At 71.3% G+C, this 23,535-nt stretch carries 19 protein-coding genes and 2 pseudogenes; 9 read left to right on the forward strand and 12 right to left on the reverse strand.

Annotation, left to right across the window (positions count from 1 at the left end; all coding sequences use genetic code 11):
• The first annotated feature begins 34 nt into the window (after positions 1-34).
• On the forward strand, positions 35-2,002 hold the full coding sequence (locus ACZ6S6_RS10330) for an ABC transporter permease (RefSeq protein ID WP_469704770.1): 1,968 nt from the start codon (positions 35-37) through the stop codon (positions 2,000-2,002).
• Between the two features lies 1 nt (position 2,003).
• The gene (locus ACZ6S6_RS10335; protein ID WP_469704772.1) at positions 2,004-2,969 is read left to right on the forward strand and encodes an ABC transporter substrate-binding protein; all 966 of its coding nucleotides are present in this window, start codon (positions 2,004-2,006) and stop codon (positions 2,967-2,969) included.
• Between the two features lie 65 nt (positions 2,970-3,034).
• Here the strand turns inward: ACZ6S6_RS10335 and ACZ6S6_RS10340 are convergent, their stop codons facing one another.
• Positions 3,035-4,861 (reverse strand): ATP-binding SpoIIE family protein phosphatase, encoded by a 1,827-nt coding sequence (locus tag ACZ6S6_RS10340; protein ID WP_469704774.1) that lies wholly within the window; start codon positions 4,859-4,861, stop codon positions 3,035-3,037.
• 187 nt (positions 4,862-5,048) lie between these two features.
• On the reverse strand, positions 5,049-5,210 hold the full coding sequence (locus ACZ6S6_RS10345; protein ID WP_164494445.1) for a hypothetical protein: 162 nt from the start codon (positions 5,208-5,210) through the stop codon (positions 5,049-5,051).
• 177 nt (positions 5,211-5,387) lie between these two features.
• On the opposite strand from ACZ6S6_RS10345, the pseudogene ACZ6S6_RS10350 reads away from it, so the two are divergent.
• The 3 genes and pseudogenes from ACZ6S6_RS10350 to ACZ6S6_RS10360 all read left to right on the forward strand — a co-directional run.
• Positions 5,388-6,138, forward strand: a pseudogene (locus ACZ6S6_RS10350) (response regulator); the annotation flags it as partial.
• Positions 6,131-6,379: pseudogene (locus ACZ6S6_RS10355) on the forward strand (ATP-binding protein); the annotation flags it as partial. The pseudogenes ACZ6S6_RS10350 and ACZ6S6_RS10355, both read left to right, overlap by 8 nt.
• 122 nt (positions 6,380-6,501) lie before the next feature.
• Positions 6,502-8,409 carry an ABC transporter ATP-binding protein gene (locus tag ACZ6S6_RS10360; protein ID WP_469704776.1) on the forward strand — a complete coding sequence of 636 codons (1,908 nt, stop codon included), beginning with the start codon at positions 6,502-6,504 and terminating at the stop codon, positions 8,407-8,409.
• 88 nt (positions 8,410-8,497) lie between these two features.
• On the opposite strand, the gene ACZ6S6_RS10365 is transcribed toward ACZ6S6_RS10360, so the two are convergent.
• Entirely contained in the window at positions 8,498-9,316 is an 819-nt protein-coding gene (locus ACZ6S6_RS10365) for a PepSY domain-containing protein (protein WP_362963673.1), read from the reverse strand.
• A gap of 245 nt (positions 9,317-9,561) precedes the next feature.
• Between ACZ6S6_RS10365 and ACZ6S6_RS10370 the strand changes: the two genes are divergently transcribed.
• Entirely contained in the window at positions 9,562-9,879 is a 318-nt protein-coding gene (locus ACZ6S6_RS10370; protein ID WP_362963671.1) for a hypothetical protein, read from the forward strand.
• A 111-nt stretch (positions 9,880-9,990) separates the two neighbouring features.
• On the opposite strand, the gene ACZ6S6_RS10375 is transcribed toward ACZ6S6_RS10370, so the two are convergent.
• The 3 genes from ACZ6S6_RS10375 to ACZ6S6_RS10385 form a co-directional block, all read right to left on the reverse strand.
• Positions 9,991-11,028 carry an ABC transporter substrate-binding protein gene (locus ACZ6S6_RS10375; protein ID WP_362963669.1) on the reverse strand — a complete coding sequence of 346 codons (1,038 nt, stop codon included), beginning with the start codon at positions 11,026-11,028 and terminating at the stop codon, positions 9,991-9,993.
• Between the two features lie 68 nt (positions 11,029-11,096).
• Positions 11,097-11,960: an ABC transporter permease gene (locus ACZ6S6_RS10380; protein ID WP_469704780.1), complete on the reverse strand. Its 864-nt coding sequence runs from the start codon at positions 11,958-11,960 to the stop codon at positions 11,097-11,099.
• A complete protein-coding gene (locus ACZ6S6_RS10385; RefSeq protein ID WP_362963665.1) occupies positions 11,950-12,765 on the reverse strand; it encodes an ABC transporter ATP-binding protein in 816 nt (271 codons plus the stop codon). Before ACZ6S6_RS10385 ends, ACZ6S6_RS10380 begins: the two co-directional genes overlap by 11 nt.
• A 218-nt stretch (positions 12,766-12,983) precedes the next feature.
• On the opposite strand from ACZ6S6_RS10385, the gene ACZ6S6_RS10390 reads away from it, so the two are divergent.
• The 3 genes from ACZ6S6_RS10390 to ACZ6S6_RS10400 all read left to right on the forward strand — a co-directional run bounded on the left by ACZ6S6_RS10390 (position 12,984) and on the right by ACZ6S6_RS10400 (position 15,768).
• Positions 12,984-14,582, forward strand: coding sequence for an ATP-binding protein (locus ACZ6S6_RS10390; protein WP_469704782.1), 1,599 nt, complete (start codon positions 12,984-12,986; stop codon positions 14,580-14,582).
• Complete coding sequence (locus ACZ6S6_RS10395; protein WP_362963661.1) at positions 14,579-15,277, forward strand: response regulator; 699 nt, start codon at positions 14,579-14,581, stop codon at positions 15,275-15,277. Before ACZ6S6_RS10390 ends, ACZ6S6_RS10395 begins: the two co-directional genes overlap by 4 nt.
• Positions 15,278-15,405: 128 nt before the next feature.
• Positions 15,406-15,768, forward strand: coding sequence for a DUF779 domain-containing protein (locus ACZ6S6_RS10400; protein WP_362963659.1), 363 nt, complete (start codon positions 15,406-15,408; stop codon positions 15,766-15,768).
• A gap of 28 nt (positions 15,769-15,796) precedes the next feature.
• Here the strand turns inward: ACZ6S6_RS10400 and ACZ6S6_RS10405 are convergent, their stop codons facing one another.
• From ACZ6S6_RS10405 to ACZ6S6_RS10430, 6 genes are all read right to left on the reverse strand, one after another.
• On the reverse strand, positions 15,797-16,549 hold the full coding sequence (locus ACZ6S6_RS10405) for a hypothetical protein (RefSeq protein WP_469704785.1): 753 nt from the start codon (positions 16,547-16,549) through the stop codon (positions 15,797-15,799).
• Positions 16,550-16,957: 408 nt separating this feature from the next.
• Positions 16,958-17,152 carry a hypothetical protein gene (locus ACZ6S6_RS10410; RefSeq protein WP_024489726.1) on the reverse strand — a complete coding sequence of 65 codons (195 nt, stop codon included), beginning with the start codon at positions 17,150-17,152 and terminating at the stop codon, positions 16,958-16,960.
• A 199-nt stretch (positions 17,153-17,351) separates the two neighbouring features.
• Complete coding sequence (locus ACZ6S6_RS10415; RefSeq protein WP_469704787.1) at positions 17,352-18,470, reverse strand: acyl-CoA dehydrogenase family protein; 1,119 nt, start codon at positions 18,468-18,470, stop codon at positions 17,352-17,354.
• Positions 18,467-19,654, reverse strand: a complete 1,188-nt coding sequence (locus tag ACZ6S6_RS10420; RefSeq protein WP_362963653.1) for an acyl-CoA dehydrogenase family protein — start codon at positions 19,652-19,654, stop codon at positions 18,467-18,469. The genes ACZ6S6_RS10415 and ACZ6S6_RS10420 overlap by 4 nt, the downstream gene beginning before the upstream one ends.
• Complete coding sequence (locus tag ACZ6S6_RS10425; RefSeq protein ID WP_469704790.1) at positions 19,651-20,619, reverse strand: NADPH:quinone oxidoreductase family protein; 969 nt, start codon at positions 20,617-20,619, stop codon at positions 19,651-19,653. Before ACZ6S6_RS10425 ends, ACZ6S6_RS10420 begins: the two co-directional genes overlap by 4 nt.
• A gap of 175 nt (positions 20,620-20,794) precedes the next feature.
• Positions 20,795-23,473 carry a beta-N-acetylglucosaminidase domain-containing protein gene (locus ACZ6S6_RS10430; protein ID WP_469704792.1) on the reverse strand — a complete coding sequence of 893 codons (2,679 nt, stop codon included), beginning with the start codon at positions 23,471-23,473 and terminating at the stop codon, positions 20,795-20,797.
• Between the last annotated feature and the right edge of the window lie 62 nt (positions 23,474-23,535).

Raw genomic sequence — 23,535 nt, forward strand, 5'->3', positions numbered from 1 at the left:
GGCCGGCCGCGACGCCCGCCGCCATGAGCGGGAGGTGCCCGCGATGACCGCGACCACCACCACGGCACGTCCCACCGGGTTCGGCTCCTCCGGGACCGCCGCCTCTCTCGTACGGCACCGCACCGCTCTCCTGCTCGCCGCGGCGGTCGCGCTGCTGGTGCTCGGCACCTTCCTCGTCGGCAAGGGCGCCTGGCCCGGGGATCTCACCGTCGACCTCACCGGTCCGCTCGGCAGGGTCAGCGACTGGATCATCGACAACCGTGACACGCACCCGCTGTTCCTCTACTTCTTCGGGCACATCAGCAACGGCATCGTGCTCTCGGTTCGGGGTGTCTACCTGATCCTGCTCGCCGCCGGCTGGGCCGGTGTCACGGCCGCCGCCGGACTGATCGCCTGGCGGGTGGCCGGCGTCCGGCTCGCGCTGTCCGCCGTCGTCGCCTTCCTCTGCTGCGGGCTGCTCGGCATGTGGGTGCCCACCATGCAGACCCTCGCGCTGATGGTGGTCGCGGTCCTGGCCTCCGTGGCGCTCGGAGCACTCCTCGGCCTGGCCGCGGGGCTGTCGGACCGGGTCTTCCGCATGCTGCGGCCGGTGCTCGACACCATGCAGGTGATGCCGGCCTTCGCGTATCTGCTGCCGGTGGTGCTCGTCTTCGGAATAGGTGTGCCGGCCGCCGTGCTGGCGACCGTCGTCTACGCGGCGCCGCCGATGGCCCGGCTGACCGCTCTCGGGCTGCGCGGCGCCGACGCGGGCGTCATGGAGGCCGCGGCCTCCCTCGGTGCCACGGGACGGCAGCGGCTGCTGACGGCCCGGCTTCCGCTGGCGCGCAAGGAGCTGCTGCTCGGGCTCAACCAGACGATCATGATGGCCCTCTCGATGGCCGTCATCGCCTCCGTGATCGGCGCCGGCGGTCTCGGTGACCGCGTCTACCAGGCGCTCGCCTCCGTCGACGTCGGCGCCGCGCTCGCGGCCGGGATCCCGATCGTGCTGCTCGCCGTGGTTCTCGACCGGGTCACCGGCGCGGCCAGCAGCGGACTGGACACCGCGCCGCGGACCGGATCCGCCCGGCTGGGCTGGGCCGTCGCCGCGGCCGGCACCGTGATCGTCGCCGTCGTGGCGCGCCTCGCCTCCGGGACGACCTGGCCGGGCGGCTGGACGGTCGCCGTCGCCGAGCCCGTCAACAGGGCCGTCGGCTGGATGACCGACCACCTGTACTCCGGCGTCCCGGTCATCGGCGGCACGGCGGACTGGGCGGGACGTTTCACCACCTGGGTCCTGGACCCGGTGCGCGACGGACTGCAGTGGCTGCCCTGGTGGTCCGTGCTGCTGCTGATCGCCGTGCTCGCCATGCTGATCGGCACCTGGCGCACCACGGTGACCGCCGTCCTCGCGATGGGGGCCATCGGGGTACTCGGTGTCTGGGAACCGGCGCTCGACACGCTCTCCCAGGTGCTGGCCGGTGTCGCGGTGACCCTGGTGGCCGGTTTCGCCGTCGGGATCGCCGCCTCCCGCAGCGAACGGGTGGAGCGGCTGCTGCGTCCCGTGCTGGACGTGTTCCAGACGATGCCGCAGTTCGTCTATCTCATCCCCGTCGTCGCCCTGTTCGGCGTCGGCCGGGCACCGGCGGTGGCGGCCGCCGTCATCTACGCGCTGCCCGCCGTCGTCCGCATCACCACGCAGGGCCTCAACGGCGTCGACCCGGTCACCATGGAGTCCTCGCGTTCCCTCGGCGCGACCGGCGTCCAGCAACTGCTGAAGGTCCAGCTTCCGCTGGCACGCCCCGCGCTGCTCCTCGCGGTCAACCAGGGCGTCGTCCTGGTGCTCGCCGTCGTCGTCATCGGCGGTCTCGTCGGGGGCGGGGCGCTCGGCTACTCCGCGGTGTTCGGCCTCGCGCAGGGCGACCTCGCGACCGGGCTGGTCGCCGGCGCCGCGATCGTCCTCCTCGGCCTGACGCTCGACCGCGTCACCCAGCCGACGAGGCGCCACTCCGGAAAGGGGGCCTGACATGGCTCGTCCGCGTACTCCGCTCATCGCGCTCGTCTCCGCCACGGCCCTGGTCGCCGTGGCCGGCTGCGGCGCGGCCGACATGACCCAGCAGTCCTCGCCGTTCGCCAACGCGCAGGGTGCGAAGACCGTGACCCTGTCCGTGCAGTCCTGGGTCGGCGCCCAGGCGAACGTGGCGGTCGCCCAGTACCTCCTCGAACACGAGCTGGGCTACCGCGTCGACACCGTCCAGATCGACGAGGTGCCTGCCTGGGACGCCCTCAGCCAGGGCCGGGTGGACGCGATCCTGGAGGACTGGGGCCACCCGGACCAGGAGGCTCGGTACGTCAAGGACAAGAAGACGATCAGTCCGGGCGGCGAGCTCGGGGTCACCGGGCACATCGGCTGGTTCGTCCCGACGTACTTCGCCGAGAAACACCCCGACGTCACGGACTGGCACAACCTCAACAAGTACGCCGGACAGTTCCGCACGGCGGAGAGCGGCGGCAAGGGCCAGCTGCTCGACGGCTCCCCGTCCTACGTCACCAACGACAAGGCGCTCGTGCGGAATCTCGGCCTGGACTACCAGGTCGTGTTCTCCGGGTCGGAAGCCGCGCAGATCACGCAGATCAACCAGTTCGCCAAGGAGAAGAAGCCCTTCCTCTCCTACTGGTACAAGCCGCAGTGGCTGTTCGAGAAGGTACCCATGACGGAGGTGAAGCTGCCTCCGTACAAGGACGGCTGCGACGCCGACGTGAAGAAGATCAGGTGCGCCTACCCGCAGACGCCGCTGAAGAAGTACCTCAACGCCGGCTTCGCCGACAGCGGCGGCAAGGCGGCCGGGTTCCTGAAGAACTTCTCCTGGAGTACCGAGGACCAGAACGAGGTCGCGCTGATGATCGCCGATCAGAAGCTGTCGCCCGAGGACGCGGCGAAGAAGTGGGCCGACGAGAACGAGCAGGAGTGGCGGGCCTGGATCCCCCGCTGACGACGCGGCCCGCTCCCGTCCGGTCGGCCTGCCCCCGCCGGGGGCGGCCCGGCCGGCTCCTGTTCTCAGGCCGTGGCGCCGCCCCCGGTCTCGGCCGTGGATGCCTCGGTGAGCGCGAACCAGGCGGTCTTGCCCTCGGGTTCGGGCCGCACACCCCACTGGTCGGCCAGGATGTCGAGGAGCAGCAGTCCCCGGCCCGACGAGGCAAGTTCGACCGGAGTCCGCTGGTGAGGCAGTTCGTCGCCGCGGTCCATGACCTCGACGAGCAGCCGGCGCCGGCCGGTCTCGCCGGTGACGTACGCGGTGAGTGAGCCGTCCTGATCGGTGTGCACGAGTACGTTGCCGAGCAGTTCCGTCGCCAGGAGCACCGCGGTGTCCACCTGGTCCGGCCGCGCCCAGTCGTGCAGCAGCGCCTTCAGTTCGGCCCGCGCCTCGGCGAGTCCCTCGCCCTGGTCCTGGCCGATGGTCAGCACCAGCCGGCGCTGGTTCACCTCGGCGCGCGGCTGTCCGGAGTCGCGGCGCAGGAGCAGGAGGGCGATGTCGTCGCCGTCGCGTGCGGCGGCGCCCTCCCGGGCGCCGGGTTCGGGGCTGAGCACGGCCGACATCAGCCGGTCGGCCATCCCTTCGAGGTCCTCGACGGGGCCGGGTGAGAACGCGTCACGCACCCGTACCCAGCCGCTGTACATGTCGTGGCCGCCGTTCTCGATCAGGCCGTCCGTGCACAGCATCAGCACCTCGCCGTCGTGCAGGCGCAGGATGTCGACGGGGTAGTCCTCCTCGCCCGGCATCAGTCCGAGCGGCAGCCCGCCGCTGATGTGCTTGATCAGGCAGGTGCCGTCCGGCGTGCGCAGTACCGGGTGCGGGTGGCCGGCCCGTGCGATGTGCAGGTCGCCGGTGGACGGGTCGGCCTCGATGTAGAGGCAGGTGGCGAACCGGTCGTCGTCGAGGGTGGTCAGGAAGCGGGAGGCCCGTGCCAGTACGGCGTCCGGGCCGTGCCCCTCGGCGGCGTAGGCGTGCACGGCCGTACGCAGCTGGGCCATCAGCCCCGCGGCGTGCACGTCGTGCCCCTGCACGTCTCCGATGACCAGGGCCAGGCGGCCGTTGGGCAGGTCGATGCTGTCGTACCAGTCCCCGCCGACCATGAGCCCTCCCCCGGTCGGCACGTAGCGCGTCGCGACGCTGAGGCCGGTCAGTGCCGGGCTCGCGGTGCGCATGCTGCGGCGAAGGCCCCGGGAGAGGGCCAGTTCCGCCCTGTTGGCGCGGGCGCGTTCGAGTACCTGGGCGATCATCCGGCCGGTCACGGTCAGCAGGGCGCGCTCGCTCGTGGTGAAGGCCACCGGCGAGCGGAAGGCCGCGAGCCACACCCCGACGACCCGCCCGGCGGTCACCAGTGGCAGGAAGGCCCACGCCTCGCGGTTCTTGCCGGACGACATGTGCCAGGTGGCCGGGAAACGGCTGCGGTACTCCTGCGCCGAGGCCAGAAACACCGCCCGGCCGGTTCTGGCGGCCTCGGCTGCCGGGTAGCCGGTGGTCGTCGGCATCCGGAATCCCTGGTCGACTCCCCCGCCGGGCCTGAATCCGTACTGCGCCAGAGCGCTGAGGGACCCGTCGCCGACGCCGAACACGCACTGGCCGTCCAGGGGGAAGTCCGGCGCGTACAGCCCGGCCACCAGCCTCATCGTCTCGTCGAGCGAGTCGGACTCCGCGACCGTGTGACCGGCGGACAGCAGGAGCGAGTCGCGGCGCCTGGTCGCCTCGCCGGGCCGGATGCCGTCGGCCCCCCGGCCGTCCGGCGGCGCCGGAGCAGGGGCGTCCATACGGTTCAGCTCGGCGATCTGGTCCAGCTCGGCCTCGAACTCGTCCGGCGGCGGTTCATGCCGTTCACCACCCATCCGGCATCCCTTCGTCCCGATGTCCGTCGCCGACTGTTCGTTCCATGCTCCGACGGGGGAGCCGGCTCCGCAGTGCGAGCGGGCAGGGCGGTGCACGGCACCGGGCCTTGCCGGGTGCCGGAACACGGGAAATCGAAGGGGTCGCGGGGGCCGGGGGCGGTGCCGCCCGAATGGGCCCGGTCAGCCGTTAGCGGTACGCCGCCGACCTGCGTACATCGCTGAAGTCGACGGCCCGGTCGGCCTCGCGCAGAGTCTCCTCAGCCACTCGGCGCACCTCCGCCAGGACGTCCCCGTGCTCCTCCACGAGACCGGCGTAGATCGGTGCCTCGGAACTGTCTGTGAAACTCACGTCGAACTGCCTCAATCGGTTGGGTACGCCATCGTTCGGCCGGAAACAGGGGCCGATTCTACGTGGTCCGCCGCCGGGGCCGCGGGCGGCACCGAGGAGTGGTCGTTCTGCCCCGGAGCGGCCTCGTACAGCCCCCGGCCCTCGACGCTCCGCCGCCCTTGCGGGAATGATGGAGCCATGGCGAATCCCACGATTCTGAGCGTCGACGACGACCCGGCGGTGTCCCGGGCGGTCGCCCGCGACCTCCGGCGTCAGTACGGCGACCGCTACCGCATCGTGCGGGCGCTCTCCGGTGGCGACGCCCTCGACGCGCTGCGCGAGATCAAGCTCCGCGGCGACCGGCCGGCCCTGATGCCGGCCGACTACCGGATGCCGCACATGAACGGCATCGAGTTCCTGGAAGCGGCGATGGACCTGTTCCCGCTCGCCCGCCGGGTGCTGCTGACCGCGTACTCGGACACCGAGGCGGCCGTCAACGCGATCAACGTCGTGGACCTGGACCACTACCTCCTCAAGCCGTGGAGCCCGCCGGAACAGCATCTCTACCCGGTGATCGACAGACTGCTGGGGGGCTGCTGGCGGCCGCTGGGCTGTCCGCGGCGGACGTGCCGCTGGTCGTCACCCCGGACGGGAAGCCCCTGGTCTCCCCCACCGAGCGGGAGCCCGCCGCACAGGTGGGGCTCAGTACCGTGCCGGCGTCGGACTTCTACGACCTGGTGGTGGTGGGCGGCGGGCCGGGCTGGGCGCGGCCGTCTACGGTGCCTCGGAAGGGCTGCGCACCATCCTGGTGGAGGAGCGGGCGACCGGCGGGCAGGCCGGACAGAGCAGCCGGATCGAGAACTACCTCGGCTTCCCCGACGGTGTCTCCGGATCCCAGCTCACCGACCGGGCCCGCCGCCAGGCGCTGAAGTTCGGCGCGGAGATCCTGGCGGGAGGACGCCCGGCTGCTCGGCGAGGTGGCCGACACCGGCGTCGGCATCCCGGCGGCGATCAGGCCGCGGATCTTCGAGCCGTTCTTCACGACCAAGCCGGTCGGTGAGGGCACGGGGCTGGACATCTCGTACCGCATCGTCGTGAACAAGCACCACGGCGACATCCGGGTCTCCTCGGAGCCGGGCGATACCCGGTTTCAGGTGTGCCTGCCGATCGGCCCGCCGGACGAGGCATGAGATCCTGCGCCGGGCGCGGAGAGAGCGGTTGACCTCAAGTCGACTTGAGATCTTAGCGTTCTGTCCACGCCCCGGGCCGTGTCAGGCCACCGGGAGCATCGACTCGTTCCCGGAGGCACCGCATGAGTATGGAAGTCACCGCTTGGTCATCGCTGCACAGTGCGATGAACGCCCAACAAGACCGCAGGCCCTTCTCCCGGGCCACCGTGCGCCGGATCGCCTCCTTCGCCCGGCCGCGGCGCCGTGAGCTCTACCGCTTCCTCGTGCTGAGCGTGGTCACCGCCCTGCTGGCGGTGGCCACGCCGGTGCTGGCGGGCCGGGTGGTCGACGCGATCGTGCAGGGCAAGGAGAGCGGGACGGTGATCCGGCTGGCCCTGCTGATCGCCGTCATCGCCGTGGCCGAGGCGGGGCTCGGTCTGCTGACCCGCCTGCTGTCGGCGACCCTCGGCGAGGGGCTGATCCTGGACCTGCGCACGACGGTTTTCGACCATGTGCAGCGGATGCCGGTCGCCTTCTTCACCCGCACCCGCACCGGCGCCCTGGTGAGCCGGCTCAACAACGATGTCATCGGGGCGCAGCGGGCGTTCAGCAACACGCTGTCGGGCGTGGCATCCAACCTGGTCACCCTGTTGCTGACCCTCGGAGTGATGCTCACGATCTCCTGGCAGATCACGCTGCTCGCGCTCGTCCTGCTGCCGGTGTTCGTCGTGCCCGCGCGGCGGATGGGCTCCATGATGGCCCGGATGCAGCGTGAGGCCGCCGGTCACAACGCCGCCATGGGCACCCAGATGACCGAGCGTTTCTCGGCCCCCGGCGCGACCCTGGTCAAGCTCTTCGGCCGGCCGGCCGACGAGTCCGCCGAATTCGCCGCCCGTGCCAGCAGGGTCCGGGACATCGGTATCCGTACGGCCATGGCGCAGTCGACGTTCATCACCGCGCTCACCCTGGTGTCCGCGCTGGCTCTCGCGCTCGTCTACGGACTCGGTGGCTACTACGCGCTGCGCGGCAGTCTGGAACCGGGGGCGGTCGTGGCGCTCGCGCTGCTGCTCACCCGGCTGTACGCCCCGCTGACGGCGCTGGCCGGTGCCCGGGTCGAGGTGATGAGCGCCCTGGTGAGCTTCGAGCGGGTCTTCGAGATCCTCGACCTGAAGCCGCTGATCGCCGAGAAGCCGGATGCCCGCAAGGTGCCGGAGGGGCCGGTGTCGGTGGAGTTCGACGGGGTCTCCTTCGGGTATCCGTCCGCCGACAAGGTCTCCCTCGCCTCCCTCGAAGAGGTCGCGACGCTCGATTCCCGGGGCGGTACGGAGGTCCTGCACAAGGTCTCCTTCCGTGCCGAACCCGGCCGGATGGTCGCCCTGGTCGGCTCCTCCGGCGCCGGCAAGTCGACCATCGCCCAGCTGCTGCCCCGGCTGTACGACGCCGATACCGGCTCCGTACGGCTGAACGGCGTCGACGTACGCGATCTGACCGCCGAGTCGATCCGCGAGACGCTCGGCATGGTCACTCAGGACGGGCACCTCTTCCATGAGTCGGTCCGTGCCAATCTCACCCTCGCCAGGCCCGGAGCGACCGAGGGAGACATCTGGGACGCCCTGCGCCGCTCCCGCCTCGACGGGCTGGTGGCCTCGCTGCCCGACGGTCTCGACACGGTGGTGGGCGAGCGCGGCTACCGGCTCTCGGGTGGTGAGCGTCAGCGGCTGACCATCGCCCGGCTGCTGCTGGCGCAGCAGCGCGTCGTGATCCTCGACGAGGCGACCGCGCACCTCGACTCGACCTCGGAGGCGGCCGTGCAGGAGGCGCTGGCCGAGGCGCTGGAGGGGCGCACCGCCGTGGTGATCGCCCACCGGCTCTCGACCGTGCGGGCGGCCGACCTGATCCTGGTCATCGAGGAGGGACGGGTGGCCGAACGCGGTACGCACACCGAACTGCTGTCCGCGGGCGGGCGGTACGAGGAGCTGTACCGTACCCAGTTCGAGTCCCCGGCGGCGGATGAGGCGCCCCCGAAGACGGAGACCGTCCCGGCCGAATAACGGCCGAATGACGGCCGAATGACATGGGGGTGCCCCCGGTCCGTGCGGACCGGGGGCGGCTTTCGTGGGATGGCGTGCCGTGGAGGTGTCAGTCGTTGTCGGCGTGCTCGCCGGTGACGGAGCCGCTGGCCGCGTCGATGTCGACCGTGGTCTCTTTCCAGTCCTTGCTGACGACGTCGACGGACCAGACGAGGACGTTCTTGTCGTTGTCGTCCAGGTCGACGGAGGTCACGGTGCCCTTGGCCTTGTCCGTGGCGGCCTTGGCCGCCTGCTTCGGCGTCTGGGTGGCCTTGGCGATCCGCTCGGCCGTCCGGGTCTTCTCCTGGGCGTCCTGATCCTGCTTCTCGACGGACTGGAGCACCTTGCCGGAGACCGCGTCGATGCGCACGGTGTGCTCGGTGCCGTCCTTGGCGACGACCTCCGCGACCCATTCCGGGCCGGTGGAGGCGGGGCTGGCGGACGGGGACGAGCTGGTTCCGGAGGGCGACGCGCTGGAGTCGCTCGGTGAGGAACTGGCACCGGTCGCGGAGGCGCTCGCGGACGCGGACGCGCCGGTGTCGTCCTTCCCCGGGGCCTTAAGGTCGATTTCGATCAGCTTGCTTCCCGCGACGGCTCCCTCCGCCGTGGTGACGGCCTTGTCGAAGGTGATCTTGGTGGAGTTCAGCAGCTTCTTGCGCTTCTGCTGGTCCTTGGTCAGCGAAGCGCTCGGGCTGGGCGAGGTGGACGCCGTCCTCTCCGGTACGGCGCGCGCGGCTTCGGAGGTCTCCGTCCCCGTCGACGTGCTGCCGCTGTCCTGGCCGCAGCCGGTGAGCAGGGCTGCGGTCAGGACGACGCAGGCGGCGCCGGCCGCGCGGAGGCGGTGGGCACGGAGGAGTCCGGTGTTCTTCGGTCGGGGATCACATGTCATGCCGGCATGCTTAACCGCCGCGCGGCTCCGGCATGTGGGATGACGGGTCGGTGTCACCCGATCAACCCCGCCGTTCCACACCAGGTACCCGGTGCGGGAACCGCGGCGCGGACGTACGGAGAGTCTCGTTCAGATACGCGGAGTGTCCGGCGCGGCACGACGGGAGGTGGTCCGATTGCCCACGTGCCACGGGATATTGGTTCCGGCGGGTCGCGATCCGGCCGTTTTGGTGCGAGCCTGGATACATGACCTGGGCGTCCTGGACGACTCGCGGAGTGTATTCGGGGCACGGTGGCGTGCTCACCGAGGAGGTAGGCCCGCTGTCCGGAGACCTGACCGTCCACACCACATGGGCCGATGACACGGCGCAGATCACCGTGCAGTACACCGGCGCCGCCGACTGGTTCACCATGTCGGGCAGCCCTGTGCCGTGCTCCTCCGAGCAGGACAGCCGCGCGCTGCACGAGGCCGTGGTGGAGGCCGTCCGGCTGGGTTCCGCGGCCAGGGTTCCGACCGCGGACCTGGAGCCGGACCGGCAGGCCGGGGAAACCGCCTCCGAGTAGCCGCGGGCAGGCAGCCGCGGTCCGTCAGCCGTCAGATCCGGTACACGCCGGCGCGCCCGCGCGCGGAGCGCACGGGCGGCTGCCGGCTGTCGGCGCGTGGTCAGCGGCTTGTCAGTTCGCCTTATCCACGAACTCCGTGGTGTACGTCTTGGAGAGGTCGACGTCCGCGTTCTTGAGGTTGGGGTTGAAGGCCTTCAGGACCCGCTCGACGGTGGCCGGCCCGTCCGGGGGCATCACCCCGTCCGTGGTGAACATCGGCAGGGTGTTCTTGATGGACTGCGCGTAGAGGGCCGCGCCGCCGCCCTGCGCGTAGTCGGCCGGCATCTTCGCGGCGATCTCGTCCGCACTGTGCGTCGACATCCACTTCAGGGTCTTCACGAAGGCGTTGGCCAGCTTCTGCACGGTCGCCTTGTGAGCGTTGACCCACTCGGTCTGCATGTAGAGGCTGGAGGACGGGTAGAGCCCGCCGAGCGCCTTCTTGGAGCCCTCGGGGGTCCGCATGTCGATGAGGATCCTGCCCAGCTTCTTGTCCAGGACAGTGGCCACGGTCGGGTCGGTCGTCATGCCGCCGTCGATGGAACCCTGCTGGAGCGCGGAGATGAACGTCTGGCCGGCTCCGACCGCGACGGGCGTGAACTCGCTGGTCTGCACGCCGTTCTTCACGGCGAGGTACTTCGTCAGGAAGTCGGTCGAGGAGCCGAGCCCCGTGACACCCAGCTTCTTGCCCTTGAAGTCCTTGGCCGAGCCGATGTCGCCCGCCGCCTTGTTCGAGACCATCTCGACCTCTCCCGGGGCCTGGGACAGCTGGACCACCGACTCGACGTGCTTGCCCTTCACCTGGAGGTCGAGGGTGTGGTCGTAGAAGCCCACGGTGCCCTGCACGTCGCCGGAGACCAGCGCGGTCTCCGCCTGGACGCCGGCGGGCTCGGTCAGCAGCTGGACGGCGACGCCCTCGTCCTTGAAGTAGCCGAGCCGCTCGGTGAGCATCGCGGGCAGGTAGATGACCTTGTCCAGGCCGCCCACCATGATCTTGACCCTGTCGTTCTTGTCGCCGGACGCGGAGGTGGAGTCGCCTCCACAGGCGGTCAGGCTCGCCGCGGCGAGCACTCCGGCTACGGCGAGTGCCGGGATACGGGGGGACATACGCATCTGGTTCACGTCCTTGTGAAGAGGGTTCCCGGGAGGGGAGGTGAGGAGGGGGGCGAGAGAGGCACGGCTCAGCGCGCGGTGTCGGCCTCGGCCGGTTTCCAGCGGAAGAGCTTCTTCTCCAGGAAGGTGAGCAGACCCTCCGCGAACAGGGCGACGATCGCGAGGATGGCCATGGCCGCGTAGACGCCTGCCGCGTTGAAGGTGCCCTGCGAGGCGGCGACCAGCAGGCCGAGTCCCTTGGTGGCGCCGATGTACTCACCGACGATGGCGCCGATCAGTGCGAAGCCGAAGCTGACGTGGAGGCTGGTGAAGATCCACGAGGTGGCTGAGGGAATGACCACCTGAAGGGTCACCTGCCGGTTGCTGGCGCCCAGGATGCGGGAGTTGGCGACGAGGTTGCGGTCGACCTCCCTGGCGCCCTGGAAGGCGTTGAAGAAGACCGGGAAGAACACCAGGACGACCGCGGAGGCGATCTTCGACGCCGGGCCGAGGCCGAACCAGATCAGGAAGATCGGGGCGAGCACGATGCGCGGCAGCGCGTTGAGGACCTTGATGTACGGGCCGAGCACATCGGCGGCGAAGCGGACACGGCCCAGCGCGATGCCGAGCAGTACCCCGGCGATCACGCCGATGACCCAGCCGAACAGCGCCTCGTAGAGCGTGTACCAGATCTGCTCCCACAGGGAGCCCTGGGCGGTGCCGTCGGTCACCCAGGTGCGGATCTGGTCCCAGATCTTCGACGGCATGGAGAAGTTGAACGGGTCGATGATGGCTGTCCTGGCCAGCCACTCCCACAGCCCGACGACCGCGACGAGCACGGCGATCCGGCTGGCGAGGACCAGCATCCTGCGGTTGCGGGCGGCCCTCGCCCTGGCCTCGGTCCGCCGGGTCTTGCTCACGGCGACGTCCATGGTGACGGTCTCAGGCGGCATCGGCCGCACCCCTCTCGCGGGTGATGCGGACCTCTTCGCCGAGCGAGGACCAGATCTCGCGGTAGATCTCCAGGAACCGGGGCTCCAGCCGCACCTGTTCGACCTTGCGCGGACGCGGCAGGCCGATCTCGAAGACCTCCTTGACCGTGGCCGGTCCGGCGGTCATCACGACCACCTTGTCGGCCAGCGCGATGGACTCCTCCAGGTCGTGGGTGACGAAGACGACGGAGGCTCCGGTGCCGCCCCACAGCTCCAGCAGCTCGTCGGACATCAGGGCCCGGGTCTGTACGTCGAGTGCCGAGAACGGCTCGTCCATCAGCAGGATCTCCGGGTCGTTGACGAACGTCGCCGCGAGTGCGACCCGCTTGCGCTGGCCCCCGGAGAGCTGGTGCGGATAGCGGTCCTCGAAGGACGTGAGGCCGACCCTGGCGAGCCATTCGCGGGCGCGTTCCTTCGCTTCCGCCTTCGGCACACCCCGGAAGCGGGGTCCCGCCATCACGTTGGACAGGACGGTGCGCCAGGGGAAGACCGCGTCCTGCTGGAAGACGAAGCCGACCTTGTCGCCGATGCCGCGCACCGGCTCGCCGGAGACCAGCACCTCCCCCTCGGTGGGTTCCTCCAGTCCGCTGATCAGGGTCAGGGTGGTCGACTTGCCGCAGCCGGTCGGGCCGACGACGGCGACGAACTCCCCCCTGCCGATCGTCAGGTCCAGATCGCGTACGGCGGTGTGGAGCGCCCCCGACGGAGTCGGGAACGCTTTGCTCGCCCCCCGCAGCTCGATGGCGGGGCTCGTTTCGCTGTTCATGGGGCGGGACGCTAGGGGCGGTCCGGTCGCGGCGGGAGTCTTGCGCTCACAACTCCGGGTTCTGCCCGTTACCCGCAGTTCTGCTCATTGTGCTCACGCCCGTACAACGAAGCGGAGACGAGGGGTAGGCAGCGAGGTCAGCGGCGTTTACCTTGCGTTTACACCGAACGGATCGGAGAACCGGATTCGAGGGCCGCGGGAGAACAGAGGACACGGACATGCGCATCCACTGGCCCCGTCGTGTCTTCGCCCAGGTCCTGCTCACCCAGGTGGTCATCACGACGGGGGTGGTCATGCTCGTCACCGGGCTCTTCCTCGCCCCGCTCAGCCACGAACTCGACGACCAGGCGATGCGCCGGGCCCTGTCCATCGCCCAGACCACCGCCGCCGAACCCGGCCTGGTGGACAGATTGCTGAGCAGCCGGCCCACCCCGTCCGGGCCCGTACAGGCCGAGGCGGAGCGGATCCGGCGGGCCACCGGGGCGCTGTACATCGTGGTGATGGACACCCGGGGGGTGCGCTGGTCGCACACCGAGACCGACCGGATCAGCGAGCGCGTCTCGACCGATCCGAGTACGGCGCTGGCCGGCCGCGAGGTCATGCAGATCGACATCGGCACGCTGGGGCGCTCGGCGCGAGCGAAGGTCCCACTGCGCGACCGGACCGGGACCGTGGTCGGGGCCGTATCGGTGGGCATCGCGTACAAAAGCGTCCGGGAGGGGCTGCTCAGCACCATTCCGGTACTCCTGCAGTACGCGGGAGCCGCACTGGCCGTAGGGGTGCTGGCGGCACTCGTCGTCTCCCGTCGCGTCCAGCGCAACACCCACGGTCTGGCCTTCGCGGACATCTCCGCGCTCCTGGACGAGCGCGAGGCGATGCTGCACAGCATCCGGGAGGCGGTGCTCGCGCTCGACTCGCGCGGCCGGATCCGGCTGCTCAACGACGAGGCGCAGCGGCTGCTGGAGCTGACGCCGGACGCCGTCGGACGCCCGCTGGGCGAGGTGCTGCCGCCGGGCCGTACGGCGGAGGTGCTGGCGGGCCGGGTCGACGGCGCCGATCTGCTCACCGTCTCCCGTGGGCGGGTGCTGATCGCCAACCGGATGCCGACCGGGGACGGCGGGGCCGTCGTGACGCTGCGCGACCGCACCGAACTCGAACTGCTCGGCCGTGAGCTGGACTCCACGCACGGACTGCTCGACGCTCTCCGTGCCCAGGACCACGAGCACGCCAACCGGCTGCACACCCTGCTGGGCCTGCTGGAGCTCGGCAGGCACGAGGCGGCGGTGGAGTTCGTGACCGAGGTGGCAGACGGGCAACGGGCCTCGGCCGAGCAGGTCGCCGAGCGGGTGAACGATCCGCTGCTGTCGGCGCTGCTCGTGGGCAAATCCTCGGTCGCCGCCGAACGTGGCGCGTCCTTGCTGGTGTCCCCCGCCACCCGGCTGCCCGATGTCGTGGTGGACCCGCGCGATCTGGTGACCGTACTGGGCAATCTCATCGACAACGCGCTGGACGTCGCCACGCTCGTCGAGGTGGAGCTGCTCGCCGAGGGCACCACGGCCGTGCTGCGAGTCAGCGACAACGGCCCCGGAGTACCCGTCGCCGTGCGAGAGCAGATCTTCACGGAGGGCTGGTCCACCAAGGAGTCCCCGGCCCACCGGGAGCGCGGGCTCGGGCTGGCGCTGGTGCGCCGCCTCGCCGAGCGCTACGGCGGCGCGGCCCGGGTCTCGGCCAGGGCGGGTGGCGGCGCGGTCTTCACCGTCGTTCTGCCGGAGGCCCTCGCCGTCCGGCAGCGAGTCGAAGTGGGAGAGTCGCAGTGATAGACGTTCTGGTGGTGGACGACGACTTCCGGGTGGCGGAGATCAACGCGGCGTACGTGGCCAAGGTGCAGGGGTTCCGCGTCGTCGCCCGCGCCCACACGGCCGCGCAGGCACTGTCCGTTCTCGAACGCGAGCATGTCGATCTGATCCTGCTCGATCACTATCTGCCGGACCGGACGGGGCTCACGCTGGTACGTCAGCTGCACCAGATCGGCCATCCGGCCGACGTGATCATGGTGACGGCCGCCCGCGATGTGGTGACCGTGCGTACAGCGATGCGGTACGGCGCTCTGCAGTACCTGGTCAAGCCGTTCAGTTTCGGCGGTCTGCGCTCCAAACTGGAGAGCTACGCGACGCTGCGGCGCACCCTGGAAGGGGTGGAGAGCCGGCGCGGCGAAGCCGGTCAGGAGCAGGTCGACCAGATCTTCGGGGCCCTGCGCACCTCGGAGGCCGTTTCCGCGGCCGGGCTCCCGAAGGGGCACTCGGCGCCCACCGCCGATGTCATCCGCCAGGTCCTGTCGGCGGCCGGTGAGCCGTTGTCCGCGCACGAGGTCGCCGCTCGGGCCGGTCTGAGCCGCTCGACCGCCCACAGGTACCTCAAGTACCTGGAGGGGGCGGGCCGGATCAGCCTCAGTCTCAAGTACGGGGACACCGGACGCCCGGAACACCGCTACGCCTGGGCGGCGGCGGGCTGAGGGCGGCGCCCGTCCGCGCAACCCCTCTGCAACGTCCGGCCGGGTTGTATGAGCGCCATGCACGCGCCGCGTTCCCCGCGGTGCCACGAGAGAGGCCGATCCGTGAACCGATCCGAGGTACGGCAGCCATGAGCTCCGCGGACACGCCCCCGGTGGAGCTCACACCCGCGGCCGCCGAACTGCTGCGGCGGCTGCGCGAGCTGCACGGGCCGTTGATGTTCCACCAGTCGGGCGGCTGCTGCGACGGCAGTGCGCCCATGTGCTACCAGGACGGTGAGTTCCGTACCGGCGGTTCCGATGTGCTGCTCGCCTCCCTGGAGGTCGACGGGGTGGCGGAGAGCGTTCCGTTCTGGATGTCGAGGAGCCAGTCCGAGGTGTGGGCGCACACCCGGCTGATCGTCGACGTGGTGGAGGGCCGGGGCAGCGGGTTCTCGCTCGAGGCCCCGGAGGGGGTGCGGTTCCTGATCCGCTCACGGCTGGTGGGCGGCTGACCGGGCGCCGGGAACGGCCTCACAGGCCCTAGGGCCTGTGAGGCCCGCCGGCCCCGCGCCGCGCACCGGTCCGGCGGTCGAGCAGCTCGCGGCGGATCTCGGCGGCCGTGCTCCTGGCCCGGTCCGGGGTCGCCCTGCGGTCCGCCTGGGCGGGCAGGAACCGGTGCAGCGCCTGCCCGCACCGCGGGCAGGCCGTGTCGGTGTGGATCAGCCGGCCGTCCTCGCACTGCGGGTCGTCGCAGAGGGCCGCGCGCAGCAGATGTCCGGCGATCTCCAGGGGCGGCCAGCGGCGCCGGCCGTCCTCGTCCTTCTCCTGGAGGGTATGGGCCCAGCGGGCGTTCCACCGGCGCTCGATCCGGTCCAGGAGCTGATCCGCGCTGCGCCGGCCCAGCTCCCGGTGGATCATCTCGACGAGTTCGGCCGGGTAGCGGCCGCCGAACTCCCTCATCAGCGGCTGCGGAAGTGCGTGCAGGAGATAGCCGACCGGGTCCGCCCCGGCCCGCTGCCACTTCCGGCACTGGCAGTCACCGTCCGCCGACAGGGGTGTGCGGCACCTGCCGCACAGGCCGCGGCAGTCGCCGCACAGCCCGTGGTCGAGCCCGTCCAGATGCCGGGCGGGCGCCCGGCCGCACTCCCGGCAGCAGGAGGCGCACAGGCCGCAGAGCCGTTCGAAGCCGACAGCCGTCGTCCAGGGCCGTTGCTGGCAGCGGCAGCAGCGGCTGCTGTTGCAGTGCTCGTGGTGCACTGCGCCCGGTTCACGTCCGAGTGGCGGCAATGACATGGCTGCGTTCTCCGGGTCCCGGTTCGGTGCGGTGTCCGGCAGCCGTTGCCGTGCCGGACGGGGCCACGGTACGCGGTGCCCCGTACCCCACCGGACCGTTTCATACCCGAATGCCCAGGGTCCCCGGATGGCCGCACGATGTAATGAAGTGATCGAAATGAGCATGTTCCCGTACCGACCGGGACCGACCGGGACCGGCCGGGACCGGCCGGGACCGCCCGTGCATGCTTCGATGTCGTCGCGAACCCGCCCTCCCCGCAAGGGCTGCGGATCGCCCGAGAGCGGCTGCGGGTCCGCGAAGCGCGGATCGCCGCCCAGACACAGACGCGGGACCGGCCGGCCGCGGCGCTTCGGGCGCTGTCCGGTGACCCGGCCCCGCCGGGCGGAGCCACGGGACCGGCGACAGGATCAGGGCCTGATGCTGCTGACGACGTCGGCGGTGGCCGTGAGGCCCTCCTGAATGGTGGGCGCCATGCTCGTCCCCGCGAGAAAGAACCCCAGCAGGCCGCAGACCAGCGCGTGCGAGATCTTCAGTCCGCCGTTGCGCAGGAAGATCACCGCCAGGATCAGCAGAAGCAGCACCAATGAGATCGAAATGGCCATGGCCAACCTCCTCCGCCGCGCCTGAATTGCGGCATTCGGCCGCCAGTTTGGCGTAGCGGAGGAGCCGTCCGGCGCACTGGCGTGTCCGCCAAACGGGTACGGATGGGTTGTCGCCGACGGGTCCGGGCGGACCCGGCAGGCCAGTCGTACCGGGGCTCGTCGGCGGGAGCACGCCGGCCCGTGCTCCCGCCCCCCGGTGTCACGGCGCGGGCAGCTCCATCAGTTCCGCGACGGTGTCGCGGTGGCGGCCGGCGGTGCCGTACGCGATCGAGTCGGCCTTGGCGCGCTTCAGGTACAGGTGCGCGGGGTGCTCCCAGGTCATCCCGATGCCGCCGTGGAGCTGGACGCACTCCTCCGCCGCGTGGACGGCGACCCTGGAGCAGTACGCCTGGGCGACGGCCACCGCGAGCGGCGTCTCGGGGCTGCCGGTGGCCAGCGCGTCCGCGGCGTTGCGCGCCGCCGCCCGCGCCGAGACGACCTCCAGCCAGAGTTGCGCCATCCGGTGCTTGAGCGACTGGAACGAGCCGACCGGTCGGTTGAACTGGTGGCGCTCGCGGGTGTAGCGGACCGTCTCGGTCAGGCACCACTCGGCGAGTCCGAGCTGTTCGGAGGCGAGGAGTCCGGCTCCGGCCAGCAGCCCTGCGCGGACCGCCGCCCGGGTGGCCCCGGCGTCCGCGAGGCGGGTACCAGTGGCGCCGGTCAGGGTGACGGTGGCGAGCGGGCGGGTCAGGTCGAGCGAGACGCACGGCTCGACGGCGACACCGGCGCTGTCCGCCGCGACGGCGTACAGGCCGTCGGTGGTGGGCACCAGCAGGACATCGGCGGCGGCCGCGTCGGCGACCGGGCCGAGCGTGCCGTCGAGGGCGGCGGTCACGGTGGGCGTGCCCGGTGCGGCGGCGGAGAACGGTACGGCGAGCACGGCGACCTTGCGGCCCGTGGCCAGTTCGGTGAGGAGTCCGGCCACCGGCCCGTCCTGGGTGCCGAGCGCCAGCAGCGTCTCGGTGGCGACGACGGAGCTGGTCAGGTAGGGCGCCGGGGCGACGCTGCGCCCGAGTTCCTCGATGACCACCGCGGCCTCGCGGTGGCCGGCGCCCTGCCCGCCGAGCTTCTCGGGCACCAGGAGTCCGGCGGCGCCGATATCGGCGGCGAGCGCCTTCCAGAGCTGCGGGTCGTACGGCGTGCCCGACTCGGTGCGGGCGATCGCCTTCGGCGCGTCGCACCGGTCGTCGAGGAGCGAGCGGACGGCGGCCCGCAGATCCTCCTCGGCCTCCGAGTACAGCAGATCGGGCGCCTGGCTCTCTTCGGTACGTGCGGTCATCGGGACAGGTCCTTCCAGGCGACGTCCTTGTCGTTGCGCGGCTCGACGGGCAGGCCGAGCACGCGTTCGGCGACGATGTTGAGCAGTACCTCGCTCGTGCCGCCCTCGATGGAGTTGCCCTTGGAGCGGAGGTAGCGGTAGCCGGCGTCACGGCCGGTGAAGTCGACGAGTTCCGGCCGGCGCATCGTCCAGTCGCTGTACAACAGACCCTCGTCCCCCAGAAGTTCGACTTCGAGGCCGCTGATCTCCTGGTTGAGCCGGGCGAAGGCGAGCTTCATCCCGGAGCCCTCGGGGCCCGGCTGTCCGGCGACGAGCTGCTGGCGCAGACGCGCCCCGGTGAGCCGGGCGACCTCGGCCTCCACCCAGAGGGTGAGCAGACGCTGGTGCAGATCGTGGGTGCGCAGTTCGGGGCGTTCGCGCCAGGTCCGGGCGACCGGGCCGATCATGCCGCCCTCGCGTGGGATACGGGCTCCGCCGATGGAGACGCGCTCGTTCATGAGCGTGGTCTGCGCGACCTTCCAGCCCTCGCCGACCGGGCCGAGCCTGCGGCTGTCGGGGATGCGCACGCCGGTGAGGAAGACCTCGTTGAACTCGGCCTCGCCGGTGATCTGGCGCAGCGGCCGCACCTCGACCCCGGGGTCGGTCATGTCGCAGATGAAGTAGCTGATGCCGCGGTGCTTGGGCACGTCGGGGTCGGTGCGGGCGATGAGGATCGCCCAGCGCGCGACATGGGCGCTGGACGTCCACACCTTCTGCCCGTCGACCACCCAGTCCTCGCCGTCGCGGACGGCGCGGGTGCCGAGGGCGGCCAGGTCGGAGCCGGCGCCCGGCTCGCTGAAGAGCTGGCACCACACCTCCTCGCCGACCCACAGCGGGCGCAGGAAGCGCTGCTTCTGCTCGTCGGTCCCGTAGCCGAGGACGGTCGGGGCGGCCATGCCGAGACCGATGCCGATGCGGCGCGGATCGTTGTCCGGCGCGTCCGCCGCGGCGAGTTCCGCGTCGACGACGGGCTGCAGGGAGCGCGGGGCGCCGAGACCGCCGAGGCCGGCCGGGTAGTGCACCCAGGCGAGTCCGGCGTCGAACCGCGCCTTGAGGAAGTCGGTGCGGCCGGTGGTGGCCGGGGGGTGGGCGGCCAGCAGTTCCCGGGTGAGACGGCGCAGGGCGGCCGCGTCGGGGGCGGTCATCGGGCGGCTCCTGACGGAAGGACGACGATGCGGCCGGTGCTGGTGCCGTCGGCGACGCGCTGGACGGCGGCCGCCGCCCCGTCCATCGCGACGCGCTCGCTGACCAGCGGCTTGATGACGCCCTCGGCGGCGAGCCGGGTCAGCTCCTGGTGACAGTCGCGGACCGCCTGCGGGTCCTTCGTGTTGTACAGGCCCCAGTGGAGTCCGAGGACCGAGTAGTTCTTCACCAGGGCGTGGTTGAGCCCCGGAGTGGGGACGACGCCGCTGGCGAAGCCGACGACGATCACCCGTCCCTCGAAGGCGATGCACTTCACGGACTTGGCGTACGCGTCGCCGCCGACCGGGTCGTAGACGACATCGGCGCCGCGCCCGCCGGTCGCCTCCTTGACGGTGGCGACGATGTCATCGGTGCGCCGGTCGATGACCAGGTCGCAGCCGAGCGCGGTGGCGGTCTTCGCCTTCTCGGCTCCACCGACCACCCCGATGACGGCCGCGCCGGCGGCCTTGCCGAGCTGGACGGCCGCGCTGCCGACGCCGCCGGCCGCCGCGTGGACGAGCAGCGTCTCACCGGCCCGCAGGTTCGCCCGTCGGTGCAGTCCGAACCAGCCGGTCTGGTAGCCGATGTGCAGCGCGGCGGCCTCGGCGTCGTCCAGGGCGTCCGGGGCGGGCAGCAGAGCGGCCTCGTCCGCGACGACGTACTGGGCGAATCCGCCGTCCGGCAGGGCGGGGGTGGCGAGCACCCGGCGCCCGTCCCCGGTCCTGCCGCAGATCTCCACGCCGGGCGTGAACGGCAGCGGGGGCCGTACCTGGTACTGGCCGCGGCAGAGCAGCGCATCGGGGAAGTTGATGTTCGCCGCGAGCACCTCGATGAGCACCTGCCCGTCGCCGGGCGTGGGCCGGTCCGTTTCCTCCAGCCGCATCACCTCGCTCGGCTCGCCGTTCCGGTGCACTCGCCATGCCTGCATGAGGGGCCTCCACAACACTGTCGGCATTACCACTGCTCCGGCGCATACTAAGCGGTCGCTTGCCTGTCTGGGAACAACCTGTGGGTGACCGTTCGCACCGGACGCTGACGCGACTGTGCGCCCGGCCCCGTCCGCAGGGATGCGGGGGCGCCGGGCGCACGGCGGGACGTACCCGCTACTTCCCCACCACCACCTCCGCGATCTGCGGCGCGGCGGCACCTTCGCGCCAGGCCAGCCGCACCGCGTCGGCGGTCCGGCCGTGCGCGTCGACCGTGGTGTACGTCCCGCCGAGCCTGCCGACGGTCCGCCAGCCGCCGTCCGAGTTCCGCAGCTGGATGTCCGCCGCGCCCTTGGCGCCGGCCGGCTGGAGCACCGTGACCGCGCCGACCGCACGCGCGGTGCCGAGCCCCAGCTCAAGGAACTCGCCGGCCTCCGGGGCGCGCGCGGCGCGGTAGACCGTGCCCGGGTCCCCGTCGGCCGCCGAGCTGAGCGTGGATCCGGTCGCAGCGGGCGGGTTGCCCGTGACCGCGCCGTCCGTGGTCGCGACGTGGAACTCACGGACGACGACCCAGCTGGTCTGGCCCGCGGTCGCCCGCGCCCGCACATAGCGGGCCTCCGTACCGGCGGGCGCCGTCGTCGTGACGTCCGCCTTCTCGGAGAAGGCGGTGAGCCGCTGCCAGTTCCTGCCGTCGGCCGAGTACTCCAGCACCCCCTCGTGGAGGTAGTCGTCGGTGCTGCCGGGCTTGCCCATGGCGAGCGTGATGTCGCCGATGTCCCTGGACTCGCCCAGGTCGACGGTGAGGTGGTCATCCACGGCGGGCGCCCCGTCGCTCCAGAAATACGTGGAGTCGTCGCCGTCGAGGATCCGGGCGGGGGTGTTGTTCTGGTACGTCCCGAGGCTCGTCGAGGCGGTCGGCCGGCCGCTCACGCCGAGGATCCGGTCGTGCTCGGCGGTGGCCGCCTCGATGAACGCGTCCAGTACGCCGTCACCGACGAGGACCGGCACCTTGCGGCCGTCGAGGCCGGTGTAGACGAACGACTTGGCCTTCTCCACCTGCGCGGGCAGTTGCTGCCGGAGCTTCCAGGCCTGTGCGCCGTTCCCCGCGCGGGCCGCGTCGACCATGCGCAGGGCGGTGCGGGACGCGGTCGCCCAGGACTCGGTGGCGTCCAGCCAGGGGCCGGAGTCCTCGATGAAACCCTGGTCCGGAAGGCCTGCGCGCAGCCGGGCGGGGGCCGCGCCGAGGTTTCCGAGTACGGCGGTGAGCCGCTTCGAGTCGCCGGACTTCCAGTAGCTCGCGAACTCCGCCGCCAGTTCCGGTGCCTTGTCCGTGTTGAGCGCGGAGCTGTAGTTGACGTCGGCGAAGGCGCGCAGCGCCTGCTCGGTGCGGGCGTCACCCCCCGCGTACTCCTTGAGCCCCTTGCCCCACGAGGTGCGCGGGTCGTACGCGGCGTCGTTCCAGGAGTAGTCCGCGACGGTGTACAGCGAGAGCTTCGAGGCGTACGGCTGGATCATCGGGTTGGCGGTGATCCCCGCGAGTCTGCCCGGCAGGCCCTTCTCGCGCCCGTTGAACGGGCCGAGGAGCAGCCGGTCGGTGGCGTAGTCGTTCACCGGGTAGTTGTCCCAGGTCAGGATCGGGTGCCCGAACACCTCACGGGCGGCGTCGGCCTGAGCCACCGTCATGGTCGGTGCGACCACTCCCACGCCGGTCCATTCGACGAGCACATCCGGGTCGAGTTGCTCGGAGAGGGCCGTCTTGTACGCCGATTCGCTGACGTCGTAGTACTCGGTGGGGACCATCTGGAGCGGCTGGGCGCCGGGGTGGGCGGCGATGAACTCCTTGTTGACCCGGTTCAGCAGGTACGCCTGCGCGGCTCCCGCCGCACCGCCGCCGGTCCCCCACTTCGCCTTGTCGGCGTCGCAGTTCCAGTCGGTGTAGCTGATGTCGTCCAGCGGTACCGCGAAGGTCCGTACGCCGATGTCCCAGATCGTCTGGAACTTGTCGACGAGTGCCTTGGCGTCCTCGTCCGAGCTGTAGCAGACCGACAGTCCTGGAGAGAGTGCGTAGGTGAACTCGACGTGCCGCTGGACCGCACGGTCGGTGAGGTCCTTGATCTGCGCGAGCTGGTCGGCCGGGTAGGCGTCGCGCCACTTCTCGCGGAGGTAGGCGTCGTCCTTGGGCGAGTACACGTAGATGTTCATCTTGTGCTCGCCGTAGTAGTCCAGCTGGTCCAGTCGGGCCTTGTGCGACCAGGGGGTGCCGTAGAAGCCCTCGATGACGCCGCGCAGCGCGGTGCCCGGCCAGTCGCGCACCGCGAGTCCGCCGACCCGGGCACCCGGCCGCTTCCGTGCCGGCAGGACCTGGCGCAGGCTCTGCGCTGCGTAGTACGTACCGGTGGCGTCCTTGCCCGCGAGAACGACGCGGTCCGCGCCGATGCCGAGGACGTATCCGTCGGCGGGCAGCCCGGAGGGGCCTTCGAGCTTCTGGGCGGCGAGCGCGCCGGGGTCACCGACGTGGACGGTCAGCCCGCTCGCGGACGCCCGGGTGCCCCGGACGACGCGCTGCGCCCCGGCCTGCTTCAGGGCGGCCTCCACCACGGCGAGCGAGGACGCGTCGGCCGTTTCGCCCGCCACCACGGTGACGGTGGGGGTGATGGTGATCCGGTCGGACCGGCGCTTCACGGACTGCGGGGCCGGGGTGATGGACGGGGTCGCGGGGCTGTCCTGGGCCTTCGCCGGGGTGCCGGTCCCGGTGGTGCCGGCCGCCTGTGCGGACGGCCCGGCGGTCAGCAGACCGCCGACGAGCAGGGTCGCCGCCGCGGCGAGAGCGGTGAGGCGGGGTGGGCGAGGCGTCACAGATCCTCCATTGATCACTTAAGTCACCAGAGTCGCGCAACACAACAACACTGAATTCAACA

Source organism: Streptomyces sp. NPDC048671 (genome assembly GCF_055587045.1).